Annotated in this window: 16 protein-coding genes and 1 pseudogene; 8 read left to right on the forward strand and 9 right to left on the reverse strand. The window is 66.0% G+C overall.

What is annotated here, in order from left to right; translation table 11 throughout:
• Positions 1-32 precede the first annotated feature (32 nt).
• The 4 genes from ACRDU5_RS08175 to ACRDU5_RS08190 all read right to left on the reverse strand — a co-directional run bounded on the left by ACRDU5_RS08175 (position 33) and on the right by ACRDU5_RS08190 (position 4,223).
• Entirely contained in the window at positions 33-590 is a 558-nt protein-coding gene (locus tag ACRDU5_RS08175) for a copper chaperone PCu(A)C domain-containing protein (RefSeq protein WP_526613979.1), read from the reverse strand.
• 28 nt (positions 591-618) lie between these two features.
• Entirely contained in the window at positions 619-2,478 is a 1,860-nt protein-coding gene (locus ACRDU5_RS08180) for a glycoside hydrolase family 15 protein (protein WP_526613980.1), read from the reverse strand.
• Entirely contained in the window at positions 2,469-3,530 is a 1,062-nt protein-coding gene (locus tag ACRDU5_RS08185) for a glucose 1-dehydrogenase (RefSeq protein WP_526613981.1), read from the reverse strand. Before ACRDU5_RS08185 ends, ACRDU5_RS08180 begins: the two co-directional genes overlap by 10 nt.
• Positions 3,531-3,635: 105 nt before the next feature.
• Positions 3,636-4,223 carry a TetR/AcrR family transcriptional regulator gene (locus ACRDU5_RS08190; RefSeq protein WP_526613982.1) on the reverse strand — a complete coding sequence of 196 codons (588 nt, stop codon included), beginning with the start codon at positions 4,221-4,223 and terminating at the stop codon, positions 3,636-3,638.
• Between the two features lie 252 nt (positions 4,224-4,475).
• Here ACRDU5_RS08190 and ACRDU5_RS08195 point away from each other — a divergent pair, with 252 nt between their 5' ends.
• Positions 4,476-5,360, forward strand: a complete 885-nt coding sequence (locus ACRDU5_RS08195) for a SigB/SigF/SigG family RNA polymerase sigma factor (RefSeq protein WP_526613983.1) — start codon at positions 4,476-4,478, stop codon at positions 5,358-5,360.
• A gap of 177 nt (positions 5,361-5,537) precedes the next feature.
• Positions 5,538-6,413 carry a S1C family serine protease gene (locus ACRDU5_RS08200; RefSeq protein ID WP_526613984.1) on the forward strand — a complete coding sequence of 292 codons (876 nt, stop codon included), beginning with the start codon at positions 5,538-5,540 and terminating at the stop codon, positions 6,411-6,413.
• 3 nt (positions 6,414-6,416) lie between these two features.
• Here ACRDU5_RS08200 and ACRDU5_RS08205 read toward each other — a convergent pair whose 3' ends face one another.
• On the reverse strand, positions 6,417-6,683 hold the full coding sequence (locus ACRDU5_RS08205) for a lipoprotein LpqH (RefSeq protein WP_526613985.1): 267 nt from the start codon (positions 6,681-6,683) through the stop codon (positions 6,417-6,419).
• Positions 6,684-6,704: 21 nt separating this feature from the next.
• Here ACRDU5_RS08205 and ACRDU5_RS08210 point away from each other — a divergent pair, with 21 nt between their 5' ends.
• From ACRDU5_RS08210 to ACRDU5_RS08235, 6 genes are all read left to right on the forward strand, one after another.
• Complete coding sequence (locus ACRDU5_RS08210) at positions 6,705-7,322, forward strand: lipoprotein LpqH (RefSeq protein WP_526613986.1); 618 nt, start codon at positions 6,705-6,707, stop codon at positions 7,320-7,322.
• A 121-nt stretch (positions 7,323-7,443) separates the two neighbouring features.
• Entirely contained in the window at positions 7,444-7,734 is a 291-nt protein-coding gene (rpsF, locus tag ACRDU5_RS08215) for a 30S ribosomal protein S6 (protein WP_526613987.1), read from the forward strand.
• 76 nt (positions 7,735-7,810) lie between these two features.
• The gene (locus tag ACRDU5_RS08220; protein ID WP_526613988.1) at positions 7,811-8,338 is read left to right on the forward strand and encodes a single-stranded DNA-binding protein; all 528 of its coding nucleotides are present in this window, start codon (positions 7,811-7,813) and stop codon (positions 8,336-8,338) included.
• A gap of 38 nt (positions 8,339-8,376) precedes the next feature.
• On the forward strand, positions 8,377-8,631 hold the full coding sequence (gene rpsR / locus ACRDU5_RS08225) for a 30S ribosomal protein S18 (RefSeq protein WP_526613989.1): 255 nt from the start codon (positions 8,377-8,379) through the stop codon (positions 8,629-8,631).
• 34 nt (positions 8,632-8,665) lie between these two features.
• On the forward strand, positions 8,666-9,124 hold the full coding sequence (gene rplI / locus ACRDU5_RS08230; RefSeq protein WP_526613990.1) for a 50S ribosomal protein L9: 459 nt from the start codon (positions 8,666-8,668) through the stop codon (positions 9,122-9,124).
• 485 nt (positions 9,125-9,609) lie between these two features.
• Complete coding sequence (locus tag ACRDU5_RS08235; RefSeq protein ID WP_526613991.1) at positions 9,610-12,696, forward strand: replicative DNA helicase; 3,087 nt, start codon at positions 9,610-9,612, stop codon at positions 12,694-12,696.
• A 196-nt stretch (positions 12,697-12,892) separates the two neighbouring features.
• Here ACRDU5_RS08235 and ACRDU5_RS08240 read toward each other — a convergent pair.
• The 4 genes and pseudogenes from ACRDU5_RS08240 to ACRDU5_RS08255 form a co-directional block, all read right to left on the reverse strand.
• A pseudogene (locus ACRDU5_RS08240) lies at positions 12,893-13,213 on the reverse strand (TIGR03085 family metal-binding protein); the annotation flags it as partial.
• Between the two features lie 18 nt (positions 13,214-13,231).
• Positions 13,232-14,122, reverse strand: a complete 891-nt coding sequence (locus ACRDU5_RS08245) for a TIGR03621 family F420-dependent LLM class oxidoreductase (protein WP_526613992.1) — start codon at positions 14,120-14,122, stop codon at positions 13,232-13,234.
• A 34-nt stretch (positions 14,123-14,156) separates the two neighbouring features.
• Positions 14,157-14,759, reverse strand: a complete 603-nt coding sequence (locus tag ACRDU5_RS08250) for a peroxiredoxin-like family protein (protein ID WP_526613993.1) — start codon at positions 14,757-14,759, stop codon at positions 14,157-14,159.
• Positions 14,760-14,851: 92 nt separating this feature from the next.
• Positions 14,852-15,526 carry a class I SAM-dependent methyltransferase gene (locus tag ACRDU5_RS08255; RefSeq protein ID WP_526613994.1) on the reverse strand — a complete coding sequence of 225 codons (675 nt, stop codon included), beginning with the start codon at positions 15,524-15,526 and terminating at the stop codon, positions 14,852-14,854.
• Positions 15,527-15,529: the final 3 nt, after the last annotated feature.

Genomic DNA, 15,529 nt, shown 5'->3' on the forward strand with positions numbered 1-15,529 from the left:
CCGTCTCGGCGTTTGATCGCCGCCGGCGCCGATCATTCGCCCGGGCGCAGGGTGTTGGCTGCTTCGCGATTTCTGGCGGGGCATGCCTCGATGGGCACCGGGATCGTCACGTCGCCGTACTTGTCGAACCGGAAAGTGACCGCCACCGATGTTCCCGGCCGGGCGGATTTGTCGAGCCCTTCCACGCGCACGGCGATGGGCTGGCCGGGACCGGCGGAGCCTCCCACGTGTTCGAGCGGCCGGCCGGCGGCGATCGACGATTTCGGTGGAATCTGCAAGGTCGCCCCGGGGAAGATGCCGATGGCACGGGCCGCGTCGGAGGCGATGGCGAGCAATCGCTCCGGCTCGGTAGGCCGGTTGTTGGTCGCCGTGAAGGTCAGCGCCGCGTCGCCAACCTGGATGGCGCAGGACCCGGACGTGAAGCGGGGCACGATGAAAGCGTTTTGGACCGTCGTGTCCGCGGTGCGCGACTCCGAGCCGCGGTTTGACGAGTCGAGCACGGGTTTGTCGCCGCCGCATCCGGCGGTCAGCACGGCGACCACCAGGCCCGCCGACGCCGCGCGGTATCGGGTTGGGGTGTGTGTGCCCATGCGGGGGCTTTCCCGGCCGGACGTCCGTCTACACGTTTCGCTGCGGCGCCGAGGTCTGGGTGGGTTCGGCAGCGGGGCTGAGATCTTGGTCCTGGGGACGCGCGGACGTGGTGGTGCGGCTGCCGCGCAGTTGTCGCGCGGTGTTGATCAGGCCGACCATGCTGAAGGCCTGCGGCGTGTTGCCGAGCTGGCGGCGGTTGGCGGTGTCGTACTCCTCGCTGAGCAGCCCGACATCGTTGCCCAGCCCCAGCAGTCGCTCGAACAGGTCGGTGGCTTGCCCGATGCGGCCGATGCCGGCCAGCGCGTCGGCGAGCCAGAAACTGCATGCCACGAAGACACCTTCGCCGCCGGGCAACCCGTCGTCGGTCTTGTCCGGCCGGTATCGCAGTAGGAAGCCGTCCTGGCACAGCTCGGCCTGCACGGCATCGACGGTTCCCGCGACCCGGGGGTCGTCCCACGGCAGGAAACCGACGCGGGGAATGAGCAGCAGCGCGGCGTCGAGTTCATCGGAGCCGTAGGACTGGGTGAAGGTGTGCCGGTCGGCGTCAAAGCCGTTGGTGCATACGTCGCGGTGGATGGTGTCGCGCAGCGCCCGCCAGCGGTCGACCGGGCCGTCGAGGTGGTGATCCTCAACGGTGCGCACCGCACGGTCGACCCCGGCCCAGGCCATCACTTTGGAGTGCACGAACTGCCGGCGCGGGCCGCGCACCTCCCACAGGCTGTTGTCGGGTTGATCCCATTGCCCCTCCAGGTAGTCCAGCAGTGCGCGCTGGACGTCCCAGGCGGTGTCGTCGGCGGGCAGGCCCGCTTCCCGGGCCAGATGCAGCCCGTCGAGGACCTCACCCCACACGTCGAGTTGGAATTGGTCGGCGGCGCCGTTGCCGATGCGCACCGGTGTGGAGCCTTCATAGCCGGATAGCCACGGCAGCGTCAGTTCGGGCAGCCGGCGCCGGCCGTCGAGGCCGTACATGATCTGCAGGGTGGCCGGATCACCGGCCACCGCGCGCAGCAGCCACTCCCGCCACGCGCGGGCCTCGGCGACAAATCCGGTGCCCAGCAGCGCCTGTAGCGTGAATGTCGCATCGCGCAGCCAGCAGAAGCGGTAGTCCCAGTTGCGCGGTCCGCCGATCTGTTCGGGCAGCGAGGTGGTGGCGGCGGCGACGATCCCGCCGGTCGGCGCGTAGGTCAGCGCCTTGAGCACCACCAGCGCACGGCGCACCTGGCTTTCCCACGGTCCGTGGTAGGCACACCGCGCCATCCATTTCGCCCAAAATCGCTCGGTGTCAAGCAGGGCGTGCTCGGGATCGATGGGCTCGGGTTTGGGCAGATGTGACAGTTGATGGGTGAGCACGAACGGGACGCGTTGACCGGCGGCCACTTCGAAGTCGGCGATCGTGGTCAGGTCGTGTCCGTGGGTGGGTATCGGGGTGCGCAGCCACGCCGCATCAGGGCCGGCGATCGCGGACAGGTCGTGTTCGCCTCGGCGCACCCACGGCACGAGGTGGCCGTAGTCGAAGCGCAGCCGCAGCGTCATGTGCATCGGTACCCGGCCGCTGACACCTTCGACGATGCGCACCACTTCGGCGGATTGGTCGCGCGGCGGCATGAAGTCGATGAGCCGAACGGTGCCGTCGGGGGTGTCCCATTCGGTGTCGAGCACCAGCGTGTCGCCGCGGTAGGCCCGCCGGGTCGCCGGGCCGCCGGCCGCCGGCGCCAGCTGCCAGGTGCCGGCACGTTGATCGGCGAGCAGGGCGGCGAAGCACGCCGGGGAGTCAAACCGCGGCAGGCACAACCAGTCGATGCTGCCGTCGCGGGCGACCAGCGCCGCGGTCTGCAGATCGCCCAGCAGCGCGTAATCTTCGATGGCAGTCAGCGGGGTTACCTCCATTCCTCATCGAGGGTGATGACCACCTTGACGTCGTCCGGACCGGTGGTGAACGCGTCGCTGAAGCGGCTCAACGGAACTAACCTGCTGATCAGGCTTGTCAACCAGGTCAGATCGGCGTTGGCCAGGGCCTGCGCGGCCTGACGGTAGTGGCCGACGTTGGCGTTGACCGAGCCGACCACCGCGTCGTTTTCGAGCACCAGCTCCCGATTCAGACCGCCGGCATCCAGCCGCAGGGTGCGCCCGGCCGACGAAACCCCGGTCAGGCACACGATGCCGTAGGAACCGGTGCCCGCGATGGCGTCGAAGACGACCGTGTTGGCGCCGGTGGCTTCGATCACCACGTCGGGCTGCAGACGCGCGGTGACGTCGTCGACGTCGGCGTGATGGTAGGTGGCTCCCAGCGCCGACACGATGACGGGTTTAGGCCCGTCGGTGACCCGGTCGAGCACATGCACGTCCAGGCCTCGCTGCACGCCCAGCAGCGCGGCCAGCAGCCCGATCGGGCCGGCACCGGTGACCAGGACCCGCGTCGGTTCAAACCATGCCCGCTGCCCGATGCGGTCTACCTGCTCCCAGGCCTTGGCCACCACCGAGGTGGGCTCCATCAGCACGCCCACCTGCTCCAGCCGTTGGTCCAGCTTCACCGCGTAATCCTTTTCCACACACCATAATTGGCTGCCGAAGCCGTCGATCTCCTTGATCCCCCGCTCGGTGTAGCGGCCGTTGCGGCACATGTCGAACTCGCCGCGCGCGCACGCCCCGCACGGCGCCGGGTCGGGTCGGCGCACCACCCCGACCACCAGATCCCCGGGGCTCCAGTCGCTGCCCGGAGGTGCCTGCAGAACCCGTCCGAGCGATTCATGCCCCAGCACCAACCGGTCGCGGTGCGGCGGGGCCGACCCGTAATCGCCGCGCACGATCTCCTTGTCGGTGCCGCAGACTCCGATCGCTAATCCCCTGACTAGCAACTCATTTTGTTGCGGCACGGGATCGGCGAACTCTTCGACGCGCAACGATTCCGGCTTGGTCGGGTCAACGGTTAAGGCTTGCATGACCGTGTCCTCCTGCAGTGACGGCCGACCACGGCAAGCACCGAGGCCCGGACCTCTGTTGAGTTCCCCGTCTTGGGCGCCGCGATACCTCCGGGTGGATTTGCCCTACCCGGGTTTGGGCCGGTGTTGGTCGATCAACCACGCACCGAACTTCTTGGCGCGTTTTGCCGCGTCTACATCGCCTTCGGCGGCCGACACGATGCTGCCCTTCATCAAGATGTTCCAGGCGCACGAGAATTCGGTGGGGTCCCGCAGGCCCGCCTGTTCCGCGCGACTGCGCACAATCTTGCGGATATTCTCCAAGTGATCGACGCAGGCCCTGCCGATCACTCCGTGCGAGCCCATTTCGAACATCACCTTGATGAACGAGCACGCCTCGTAGTCGGTGCGATGGTGAAACCAGTCATCGAAAACGTCGAAAATGGCCAGTAGTTGCCCCTCAGGGTCCGCGGCGCGCTCGCGAGATCGGCGCTCGACGATCTCCACCGTCCACACCTGCTCGCGCTGCTCGAGGAACGCCAGCACCAAATCGTCCTTGGACGGAAAGTGGCGATACAGCGTGGTCTTGGCAACACCGGCGGTCGCCACCACTTCATCAACTCCGACATCACGGATGCCGCGGCGGGTGAACAGGTCGTAGGCGGTGGCCAGGATCCGATTACGCGCGTCCGGCGAGTGAGCGACGCCAGTCATTCTGCGCCCCTTTTGGTTTGGATCAGCCCACCCAGCCTACCCACGCTACAGACCGGCCTGTCATCCGACGTTGGGGCGTTGCCGTGTGGGCGCTGAGCAAGGGCACCGCGGCAGGGCGCCCCGGTTCACGGTCTTTTATCAGGTCCCTTTCAGCCTCCAGGCCCATCGTGTGAATACCTTCGGCTACAGACCGGTCTGTAGCTCTCGGGCCGCGCCCATTCGTATCAACCGGGGAACTGAGGGGATAAACCGATGACACCGAGCCAGCTCCAAGCAGAGCATCACACCGGTGCGGCGATGCCGGCGCATGCGCCGACCGCCGCGGCGGCACACGACGACGACTACACGCAGGTCAGCGCGCTGTGCAGAGTGTTTACCGAGGTCACCGACGACAAGGAACGGCGGCGGTTGCGCTCCCGGATCATCACCGCAAGTTTGCCGCTGGCCGACCACATCGCGTATCGGTATGTCGGCCGTGGCGAATCGGCAGATGACTTGATCCAAGTTGCCCGCATGGGCCTGATCAAGGCCATCGACCGTTACGACCCCGCCAAGGGCCAGTTCCTGGGGTTCGTGGTACCCACCATCATGGGTGAGGTTCGCCGACACTTCCGCGACAACACCTGGGGAATCCATGTTCCCCGCAAGGTCAAGGACACCCACCGGCGGGTGCACGCCACGAGCGGTCAACTCGCACAGCAGCTGGGCCGGGCGCCGACAGCCCGTGAGGTCGCCGCCGAACTCGGTATCGACCACGAGGACGTCGTGCAGGCGCTCGAGGCCACCAACGCGTATCGGCCGCTGTCGCTGGACTCCGCCATGCCCGGCAGCCCGAACGCCGAACCGCAGAACGCCTGGCGGCATGGCGCCGAAGATTCCCGCTACAACACCGTCGAGGACGCGCTCACCGTCGCCGAATTGGTGGGCAGGCTGACCGAGCGGGAAAAGGTGATCTTGAGGTTGAGGTTCCGCGACGATCTGCCGCAGACCCAGATCGCTGCGCGCCTGGGCATCTCCCAGGTGCATGTCTCGCGGCTACTGGCAGCGACGCTGGCGCGGCTGCGGCAATACTTTTGGGACGACGCACCGGCGAGGCGCGGCGCGCTGGTCGGTCTGTGCTGCGTCGTCGCGGTTTGAGGTCGCGTGCCGATGAAGCAGCTTGGTATTGCGGCGGCCCTTGCGGCATTGCTCGTGCTTGGGTCGGGATGTACGGATCTCCACGATCAGCGGGGCGGCGTATCAACCACCCCGGCAGCATCGCCCGCCACGACTCCGAGAGCGCCGACCGGCGCCCGAGCGGGCTATGCCGACCTGGTGGAACGCGTCGGGCCCAGTGTGGTGACCGTGCAGCGCGACGGCGGCATCGGCAGTGGCGTGGTGTTGCGGGCCGACGTGGTGGTCACCAATGCGCACGTTGTCGGCGACGATCGCGACGTTTCGATCGTCTTCGCCGACGGCACGACCTCGCGCGGGCGGGTACTGGCCACCGACACGGTGACCGATCTGGCCGTGGTGCGCACCGAGCGCAAGGATCTACCGGTACCGCAGTTCCGCCGTGAGCTGCCCCAGCCGGGGGAGATCGCGGTGGCGATCGGCAGCCCGCTGGGGTTCCAGAACTCGGTGACTGCCGGCGTCATCTCCGGCCTGCACCGCGACATCCCGGGTTCGGCGGCGCAGACACCCTCGCTGGTGGATCTGATTCAGACCGACGCATCCATATCACCGGGAAACTCCGGTGGTGCGCTACTCGATGCCAGCGGTCGCGTCGTCGGCATCAACGAGGCCTATGTCCCGCCGGCCGCGGGGGCGGTGTCACTAGGCTTCGCCATCCCGTCGGCGACGGTGCTGGATGTCACTGAACAACTGCTCACCGACGGCGAAGCCACACACCCATATCTCGGCATTTCTGCCGGCCAGGTGACCTCGGCGATCCAGCAGATGCTTGGGGTCCAGGTCGACCACGGCGCGCTGGTTCTCGGCTTGGATCCGGGTGCGCCCGCGGCGACCGCCGGGCTGCGGCGCGGCGACATCATCGTCGAGTTCGCCGGAAAACCGGTAAACACCGTCGAGGACCTCCTGGGAGCACTGCGCCAAACCGAAACCCGCTCACAGCAGCCGCTGGTATTTGTCCGTGGCGGTGAGCGCCAGCAGGTGACGGTGGACGTCGGCTACCGCTCGGGCTCGGGCTGACCCTCAGCACACCGTCTTGATCGTGAACGCCGCGGTCGCGGGCCGATGCGGTTTATCAAGGTAGAAGCCGTATCCCCGGCCGGCAATCGTAATGACTCCGAGGCCACGGCCGGCTTCGGCGCGACCGACACCACCGGCCCAGGCACTGCCGGTGAACCCGCCCAACTGGCGAATCTTGACGAACTTTGCGTCAAAGTCGCCGCCCGTGCGCAGCATTGCGGTGAAACCGGCCCCGTCGCCGACAACATCAATGGTTAACAGCCACCGCATTTTCGTGCATGTGACCGGGCCGTGAGCCCAATCGTCTTTCGTTGCACCATCATTGCGATCCGAGGAGGGTTTCCCCGGGAATGCTCAGGCCATACGCCACCCGACATCAGACAACGCACCAAAACGGCGAAAGGCTTTGGTATAGAGCACCCGCTGCCGGGGAAAACAAATCGGCGCAGGACCACCTGCAGCCCAACGAAACAGGGGCGAGGCGACATGGACAACCGATTCGTAACCTCAGCCGCAGCCGCGGCCATGGCCACCGTCACCCTTGGTTGCGCATCGGGATCCGCCGCGCTGCTGGAAACCCACGCCGCCCAGGTGCTCATCAATGGCAACGACGCCGGGCGCCACCTAGTCGAATGCAGTCAGGTGCAATGGCTTTGGAACATCAAGACGCTAGAGGACAATCCTGGCTTCACCGCACAGGTACAAACCGGAGATCCGGTCGTGGCCAGATCGGTACAGATCAACAATGTGGGTGGATTCACCGGAAGCTTCTGGGAACTCACCACCGGAAACGCCGAGGCCAGCCTCGAGCGAGGAACCTTCACTATCACCGGCACCGCCGAAGGGTTCTATCACCACGATCCCGATGAACGATCGAGCGCAACATTCGAGATCACCACGGACTGCTAGAGCGCGCGATTTCGCAGATCAGCGGGCGTTCCTGTAGCCTGGGCCGGTTGCCGACGCAGGCGACCCTCCTGCCACGGATCGACCGTGGCCGCGTTAGCCCATAGGAGGTGATGAGGTCCTCATGCGTCCATACGAAATCATGGTCATTCTTGACCCCACTCTCGACGAACGCACCGTCGCCCCGTCGCTGGAGACGTTCCTCAGCGTCATCCGCAAGGACGGTGGAAGCGTCGACAAGGTCGACATCTGGGGCAAGCGCCGGCTGGCGTACGAGATCGCCAAGCACGCCGAGGGCATCTACGCGGTGATCGACGTGAAGGCCAACCCGGCCACCGTGACCGAGCTCGACCGTCAGCTCGGCCTGAACGAGTCCGTGCTGCGGACCAAGGTGCTGCGCACCGACAAGCACTAGTCCGTAAACGTCTGCCGGCTGTCGTGCGCGTTGCGTAGGCTCGCGCCCAACAAGCCGCCCACCTGAGGAGGATCTCGTGGCTGGTGACACCACCATCACCGTCGTCGGAAATCTGACCGCCGACCCGGAACTGCGCTTCACCCCGTCCGGCGCCGCCGTCGCCAACTTCACGGTGGCGTCGACGCCGCGCATCTATGACCGCCAGAGCGGGGAATGGAAGGACGGCGAGGCGCTGTTTCTCCGGTGCAGCATCTGGCGTGAGGCCGCCGAGAACGTGGCCGAAAGCCTGACCCGCGGCGCGCGGGTGGTCGTGCAGGGCCGGCTCAAGCAGCGGTCCTTCGAGACCCGTGAGGGCGAGAAGCGCACCGTCGTCGAGGTCGATGTCGACGAGATCGGCCCGTCGCTGCGGTATGCGACCGCCAAGGTGAACAAGGCCAGCCGCAGCGGCGGTGGCGGTGGCGGGTTCGGCGGCGGCGGATCCCGCGGCGATTCCGGCGGTTCCGGCGGCTCCACTGGGGGCAGCTCCGAAACCAAGGACGACCCGTGGGGCAGCGCCCCGGCGTCGGGATCGTTCTCCGGCAGCGACGACGAACCGCCCTTCTGACTCACGACTAATCAGCAATTCGAGAAAGAGATAGATCCATGGCGAAGGCCACCAAACGACGTCCGGCTCCCGAAAAGCCGATCAAAACCCGCAAGTGCATCTTTTGCTCCAAGAAGGGGCAGCCGATCGATTACAAGGACACCGCGCTGCTGCGGACCTACATCAGCGAGCGCGGCAAGATCCGCGCCCGGCGGGTCACCGGCAATTGCGTGCAGCACCAGCGCGACATCGCGATCGCGGTCAAGAACGCCCGCGAGGTTGCCCTGCTGCCGTTCAGTTCGTCGACGCGGTAAGCACCGCACGTTTCGAAACGGAAAGACGTAGAAGATGAAACTGATTCTTACCGCCGAGGTGGACCACCTCGGTTCGGCGGGCGACACGGTCGACGTGAAGGACGGCTACGGACGCAATTACCTGCTGCCCCGCGGGCTCGCCATTGTGGCCAGCCGCGGCGCCGAGCGCCAGGCCGAGGCGATTCGCCGCGCCCGCGAGGTCAAGACCGTTCGTGGGCTCGAGCACGCTAATGAACTGAAGACGGCACTGGAGGGTCTCGGGACGGTGACGCTGCCGGTGAAGACGGCTTCGGAGACCGGCAAGCTGTTCGGGTCGGTGACGCCCGCAGACATCGTCGGGGCCATCAAGAAGGCCGGTGGGCCCAATCTCGACAAGCGCACCGTGCAAATGCGCAGGGGACACATCAAGACCCTGGGCACCCACCCGATCGCGGTGCGGCTGCATCCCGATGTGGACGCCGCGGTGCCGGTGCACGTCGTCGCCGAGTCGTAAACGCTCCCGTCAATTACTGGGGTGAAGGCCATGATCGATCTTCATCCGCGCGTTGCTGCGCGCTGGCGAACACTCGGCGATTGTCGCTGCACAGCGAAGCTAACCTGCCGTTAACCTGCGCGGTGCCGACCCGAAACACAACACGCCCGAGAACGCAACCCGGCACGACACGCCGAGGAAATTGTCATCCACAGATATCAACGGCCCTTGTGGTCCGCTTATCTGCGGGGATGCCATAAACGCCGACCTTCGTCCACAGGTTCTCCCCAAGGCCTCAACACGGGTGAACGCAGATATCCACACCCCATGCACAAGTTCATAAACAGGGTGGCTTTGCGACCGCTCCAGCAACGTCTAGCGTTGGCCGTCGCAAGGCAGTTCCGCCGCCGGGGAGGTTGTTTGGCGTCGGGGGTCTGACCTACAGTCACGGTAGCGGCCCATCGAACGTACGTTCGAGCAAGGCGTGGAGGAGGTGAGGACGCTTCGTGGCTGTCGTAGACGATCTCGGCCATCCGGGGATGGACGTCCCACCGCCCAGCGAGGACTTCGGTCGCCAGCCTCCGCAGGATGCGGCGGCCGAACAGGCCGTGCTGGGCGGGATGCTGCTGAGCAAGGACGCCATCGCCGACGTGCTCGAGCGGATCCGCCCCGCAGACTTCTACCGGCCGGCGCACCAGAACGTCTACGACGCGATCCTCGACCTCTATGGGCGCGGCGAGCCGGCCGACGCGGTGACGGTGGCCGCGGAGCTCGACCGGCGTGGCCTGCTCCGCCGGATCGGCGGAGCTCCGTACCTGCATACGTTGATCTCCACCGTGCCGACCGCCGCCAACGCCGGGTATTACGCGGGCATTGTCGCCGAGAAGGCGCTGTTGCGCAGGCTGGTCGAGGCCGGCACCCGGGTCGTTCAGTACGGCTACGCCGGTGCGGAAGGGTCCGACGTCGCCGAGGTGGTGGATCGGGCGCAGGCCGAGATCTACGACGTCACCGACCGGCGGATGTCGGACGACTTTGTGCCGCTGGAAGACCTGCTGCAGCCGACGATGGACGAGATCGATGCGATCGCGTCGCACGGCGGGCTGGCGCGCGGTGTGCCGACCGGCTTCACCGAACTCGACGATGTGACCAACGGCCTGCATCCCGGGCAGATGATCATCCTCGCGGCCCGCCCCGGCGTGGGCAAAGCGCTGGCGCTGGACACCCCGCTGCCGACCCCGACGGGCTGGACGACGATGGGCAATGTCGCGGTGGGAGATTGGCTGCTGTGCGCCGACGGCCGCCCGACGATGGTGATTGCGGCGACCGATGTGATGCTGGGCCGGCCCTGCTACGAAGTCGAATTCTCCGACGGGACAACGATCGTCGCCGATGCGCAGCATCAGTGGCCGACCGGCTACGGCGTCCGGACCACCGCCGAACTGCGCTGCGGCCTGGACAGCATCGCCGCGGCCGGCTCGCTGGGGCGGTACGACGAGCGCCGCGCCGTCGCCACCCTGATGTCGCCGGTACTGCAGATCGACGCGGTACGCCGGGTGCGCAGCGTGCCGGTGCGCTGCGTGCAGGTGGACAACAACGCACACCTCTATCTGGCCGGCCGCGGGATGGTGCCGACGCACAACTCGACGCTGGGCCTGGACTTCCTGCGGTCCTGCTCGATCAAGAACCGGCTGGCCAGCGTGGTCTTCTCGCTGGAGATGAGCAAGTCCGAGATCGTAATGCGGCTGCTGTCTGCCGAGGCGAAGATCAAGCTGTCCGACATGCGCTCGGGCCGGATGAGCGACGACGACTGGACCCGGCTGGCCCGGCGGATGAGCGAGATCAGCGAGGCGCCGCTGTACATCGACGACTCGCCGAATCTGACGATGATGGAGATCCGCGCCAAGGCACGTCGGCTCAAGCAGCGGGCCGATCTGCGGCTGGTCGTCGTCGACTACATGCAGCTGATGACGTCGGGCAAGAAGTTCGAGTCCCGGCAGCAGGAAGTATCCGAATTCTCGCGCAGCCTAAAGCTTTTGGCCAAGGAGCTCGATCTTCCCGTTGTTGCGATCAGCCAGTTGAATCGAGGCCCGGAGCAGCGCACCGACAAGAAGCCGATGCTGGCCGATCTCCGCGAGTCGGGCTGCCTCACGGCGAACACCCGAATCCTGCGGGCCGACACCGGCGCCGAGGTGACCTTCGGCGAACTTCTCGCCAGCGGAGAGCGGCCGCTGGTGTGGTCGCTCGACGAGCGGATGCGAATGGTCGCGCGGCCGATGACCAATGTGTTCCCGAGTGGTCGTAAAGAAGTGTTCAAGCTTCGGCTGGCATCTGGGCGAGAGGTGGAGGCGACGGGTAACCATCCGTTCATGACGATCAGCGGGTGGACTCCGCTGGGCGAGTTGAAGGTTGGCGATCGCCTTGCCGTGCCGCGTCGAGTGCCGGAGCCTGTTCACACACAGCGCATGGACGACTCCGAGTTGATCCTGCTTGCGCACATGATCGGCGATGGGTCGTGTGTCAAGAATCAGCCAATTCGCTACGCGAGCATCGATGAGGCAAACCTGGCGGCGGTGACGATCGCAGCCGCACATTTCGGGGTGACCGCCGTGCGCGACGAGTACGCGGCGGCACGAGTAACGACGCTGCGGCTGCCAGCGCCATATCGACTGACACACGGTAAGCGCAACCCTATCGCCGCATGGCTTGATGGTCTCGGCCTCTTTGGGCGGCGTAGTCATGAAAAGTTCGTACCGCAGAGGGTTTTCAAGCTGCCGAATGATCAAGTGGCGCTGTTTCTGCGGCATCTGTGGGCGACGGATGGTTCGGTGCGCTGGAATGATTCGAATGGGGCCGCACAGATTTACTACGCATCGACGAGCCGTCGTCTGGTCGACGACGTCATGCAACTGCTCCTCCGTCACGGCGTCTGTGCCCGAATTGTGCGTGTGCGCAAGTCGGGCTACCGCGATTGCTGGCATTTGTGCATCGATAGGGCAGAGAATCAGACCAACTTTCTTCGCAATATCGGTGTGCACGGCTTGCGCGGTGAGTCCGCACGCGAAGTCCTGTCCAGACTCGATACCCTCACTGGCCGTCCAGGCGGCGATACGATACCCAAAGAGGTTTGGAAGAAGATCGGAAAAGCGCTGGCCGCCAAGGGGATGACTCATCGCGAACTCTCAGCGGCGATGAACTCAACGTTTGCCGACGCGACCCGCAGATTCGCACCAGGGCGGCCTAGGTTGCACAGCGTCGCGGCGCTGCTTGAAGATCGCGAAACTCACACGCTGGCAACCAGCGATGTCTTCTGGGACAAGATTGTGGAAATCACTAGCATCGGCGAACACGACGTTTACGACGGGACTGTAAGCGGGACACACAATTTCGTCGCAAATTTAGTTAGCATACATAATAGCCTCGAACAGGATTCGGACGTCGTCATTCTGCTGCACCGGCCGGACGCTTTCGAGCGCGACGACCCCCGCGGCGGCGAGGCGGACTTGATTATCGGCAAGCACCGCAATGGCCCAACCAAGACCATCACCGTCGCGCATCAACTACACCTATCGCGCTTCACCAACATGGCGAAGTAGCTCCTACACCGGTGTAGATTCTCATGGCGCGTGTCATATTCTCACTGCCTGTGTCATATGCTCTTCATATGTGACATCGCGGTGAGATTCTTTGTCAGACGGGCGATCCCAGCACCTGTGCGCACTTACCACGAACCCCGACGCATTGGCCCCGAGAGAGGTTGTCACGACCTGTGGATCGAAGCGAGCGCTGGACTCACATGCCGACGTGCGTACGACGCTCCGCCGCAACGGCCTCTGGCGGTCCGGGCACTTCGACCTGCGCTGCAGTCTGACGCCCAAAGACATATAGGAGCAGTTCGCCCGGCGCACCGCTGAGTCGAGCCGTCGGCTCGCCCGATCGAACCGTCACCCGCTCGTCGGTTCCTGCCCACTCAATCTCGAACCCGCAAGCGGGGAGCCGCCGGCTCAGGTAGCGGCTGCCGCGGTGAACGTATCGCCACAAGGCAGCGTCCAATGCGAGCGTGAGGTTACGGGGCCCAAGCCCATTCGCTCTGCAAACATCCTCGTGGTGAATATCCGGGCGTGTGCCTCCTCAGCGCAACCGTCCGATGATTGGGGCCATCGCCTCCAGGCTGTGCTCCAGGACGGTGACGTAGGTGAAGCCATACCTCTCGCGGTTGTGCTGGATCTTGTCGGCGATCTGCTGCGCTGTGCCGACCAGGAGGCCGGGCACCTCTGCGCGCTCCTCGATGCTCAGCGACGGCGCGAGGTACTGGAGCGCGTCGAGCGCGGCGTGCCGCTCGGTGGTCACCGCGACGGCCGGCGCCACGATGTTGAGATCGACCTCACTGATCCGGTCGCCGAGCGCCGCGCGGGCGTACTCGACCCGCTCGTCCATGATCGCCGAGCCGCCGAGGAGGGGGAACCGCCCCTCCCCGTGCCGGCTGGTCGCCGCGCCGCTGAAGCTGATGATGTCGGCGCTCCTGGCCGCGAGCCGCAGGACTCGGTCACCTCGGCCCCCGATGAGCAACGGCGGCCGCTTCGACGGCTGCGGCTGAGCGGTGGGGTCAGAGAAATGTCGCTGCAGTTCGGACACCGTGCGTTCCAGGTGATCCACCCGTGCGGCGCCCGTCGGGTAGGCCAGGCCGGCGGCCTCGAACTCATCCTTGGTGTGGCCGGTTCCCAGGCCGAGCTCGAGGCGACCGTCGACGAACAGGTCGGTGGTCGCGGCCTCGCGCGCAAGGAGAGTCGGGTTGTAGAAGTTGGCGTTGAGCACGTACGTGCCCAGCCGTGCCCGCTGGGTGACCTCGGCGGCCAGCATCAGCGCGGGAAACGGGGCCGGCATCCCGAGGTGGTCGATGATCGCGATCGTGTCGTAGCCGAGGTCCTCGGCCTTGCGGCATTTGTCCATCCACTCGCGGCGGCTTGCGGCGGCGCGCAGGGCTACGCCGAACCGGAATGCGCGCCTCTGTGGTTGTGGCATGTACTGCCCGTCTTTAGTCGTGTTCGGCTTCGGGTCAGTGGTCGGTGGACTGGGCGAGGTGGAGCAGTTCGTCGACGTCCCACTGGTCGTCGGCGTGCTGCCCGTACTTTGCGGCCAGGATCCGGCCGTCGGGGGCGATGAGGAAGTCGGCGGGCAAGCCGAGCATTGTTTGACCGCGCGGCCCGGGCGTTCCGCCGGCGCGAACTCCGCGAGCGACGACCGCGTATGTCTTCGGCCGTAGCGGCGTCGTCCAGGCGCGGGGGTGCAGCACAGATCGCCATGCTGTTTCAACGCCGAACGCGGTGTACAGCTCACGGTCCGGGTCGGCGATCGCGGCAAAGGGCAGCTCACCCTGATGGGGCAGCATGTCCTCGACCGGGGAGTGAAACACCACGACCTCACCGATCCCCGCAGCCAGGATCTCGTCGTGCCGGCGGGCCACCGACCGCAGGTGCAGGTTGCAGATGGGGCACCCGGCGAAGCGCCGGAACTGTAGGTGAGTCCGTCCCTCGCCGGCGGGCACGCGGATCCGCTCCGACCGGATCGTGGTGAGCACTCGCGCAGTGATGGTGTCGCCTGGTCCGAAGCGGTTCGTGCCGGAGCCGAACGCCGAGGGGGTACTGCTGGCTGATTTCATGGGATTGTCCATTCTGTTGGGGCTCAACTGGTTCGGGAGGCAGTGCTAGCCACGGCGGCGGGAACACTGCCGCGATAAGGGACTGAATTCGACTAGGGCAGGTGCGCGGTCAGCAGCCAGCCGGGCACGGACTTACGTCCGTTTGGCTCGTCGCGCACATCCCCCAACGGCAACGCCGAAAAGCCCTCTGACAACTCGGCGTGAAGACGGGCCGACGTGATCTCGTCGATCGACCAGTACGTTGACACCACGTCACGCAGCTCTTCGTCGGTCACGGCGTTGGCTGGACCGTCTGGCATGCCTGCGCGGTCGAAGACCAGCACGAAGTACGACGCTCCTGGGGCGGCGGCGCGCACGATCGACTGCAGGTATCCCTTTCGCGCCTCGACGGCGATGGAGTGAAACAGCGTGCTGTCGACGATGGTGCCGAAGCGGCGGTCGTAGCCGGTGAAGTCGCTGATGTCAGCGACGTCGAAGGTGGCGCTGGTCAGCCCACGCTTGGCCGCCTCAGCCCGGGCCAGCTCGATGGCGGTCGGTGACAGGTCAAGCCCCACGGTGGTGTAGCCGCGTTCGGCGAGATACAGCGAGATCGCCGCCTCACCGCACCCCACGTCGAGTACGTCGCCGTGGAACTTCCCTTGCTCGATCAGCGCGGCGAGTTCGGGTTGCGGTTCACCGATACTCCACGGCGGTCTGGGACCGGCCCCGAGACCGGGGGCCTCGCCCCGGTAAGCGGATTCAAACGTGAAATCTTCTGGTGCGGTCACGGA

The organism is Mycobacterium sp. (assembly GCF_050701515.1).
Taxonomy (GTDB): Bacteria; Actinomycetota; Actinomycetes; order Mycobacteriales; family Mycobacteriaceae; genus Mycobacterium.

Coding starts and splice junctions, on each gene's coding strand:
- ACRDU5_RS08175 (WP_526613979.1), bottom strand. CDS start 590: ATGGGCACACACACCCCAACCCGATACCGCGCGGCGTCGGCGGGCCTG.
- ACRDU5_RS08180 (WP_526613980.1), bottom strand. CDS start 2,478: ATGGAGGTAACCCCGCTGACTGCCATCGAAGATTACGCGCTGCTGGGC.
- ACRDU5_RS08185 (WP_526613981.1), bottom strand. CDS start 3,530: ATGCAAGCCTTAACCGTTGACCCGACCAAGCCGGAATCGTTGCGCGTC.
- ACRDU5_RS08190 (WP_526613982.1), bottom strand. CDS start 4,223: ATGACTGGCGTCGCTCACTCGCCGGACGCGCGTAATCGGATCCTGGCC.
- ACRDU5_RS08195 (WP_526613983.1), top strand. CDS start 4,476: ATGACACCGAGCCAGCTCCAAGCAGAGCATCACACCGGTGCGGCGATG.
- ACRDU5_RS08205 (WP_526613985.1), bottom strand. CDS start 6,683: ATGCGGTGGCTGTTAACCATTGATGTTGTCGGCGACGGGGCCGGTTTC.
- rpsF (WP_526613987.1), top strand. CDS start 7,444: ATGCGTCCATACGAAATCATGGTCATTCTTGACCCCACTCTCGACGAA.
- rpsR (WP_526613989.1), top strand. CDS start 8,377: ATGGCGAAGGCCACCAAACGACGTCCGGCTCCCGAAAAGCCGATCAAA.
- rplI (WP_526613990.1), top strand. CDS start 8,666: ATGAAACTGATTCTTACCGCCGAGGTGGACCACCTCGGTTCGGCGGGC.
- ACRDU5_RS08245 (WP_526613992.1), bottom strand. CDS start 14,122: ATGCCACAACCACAGAGGCGCGCATTCCGGTTCGGCGTAGCCCTGCGC.
- ACRDU5_RS08250 (WP_526613993.1), bottom strand. CDS start 14,759: ATGAAATCAGCCAGCAGTACCCCCTCGGCGTTCGGCTCCGGCACGAAC.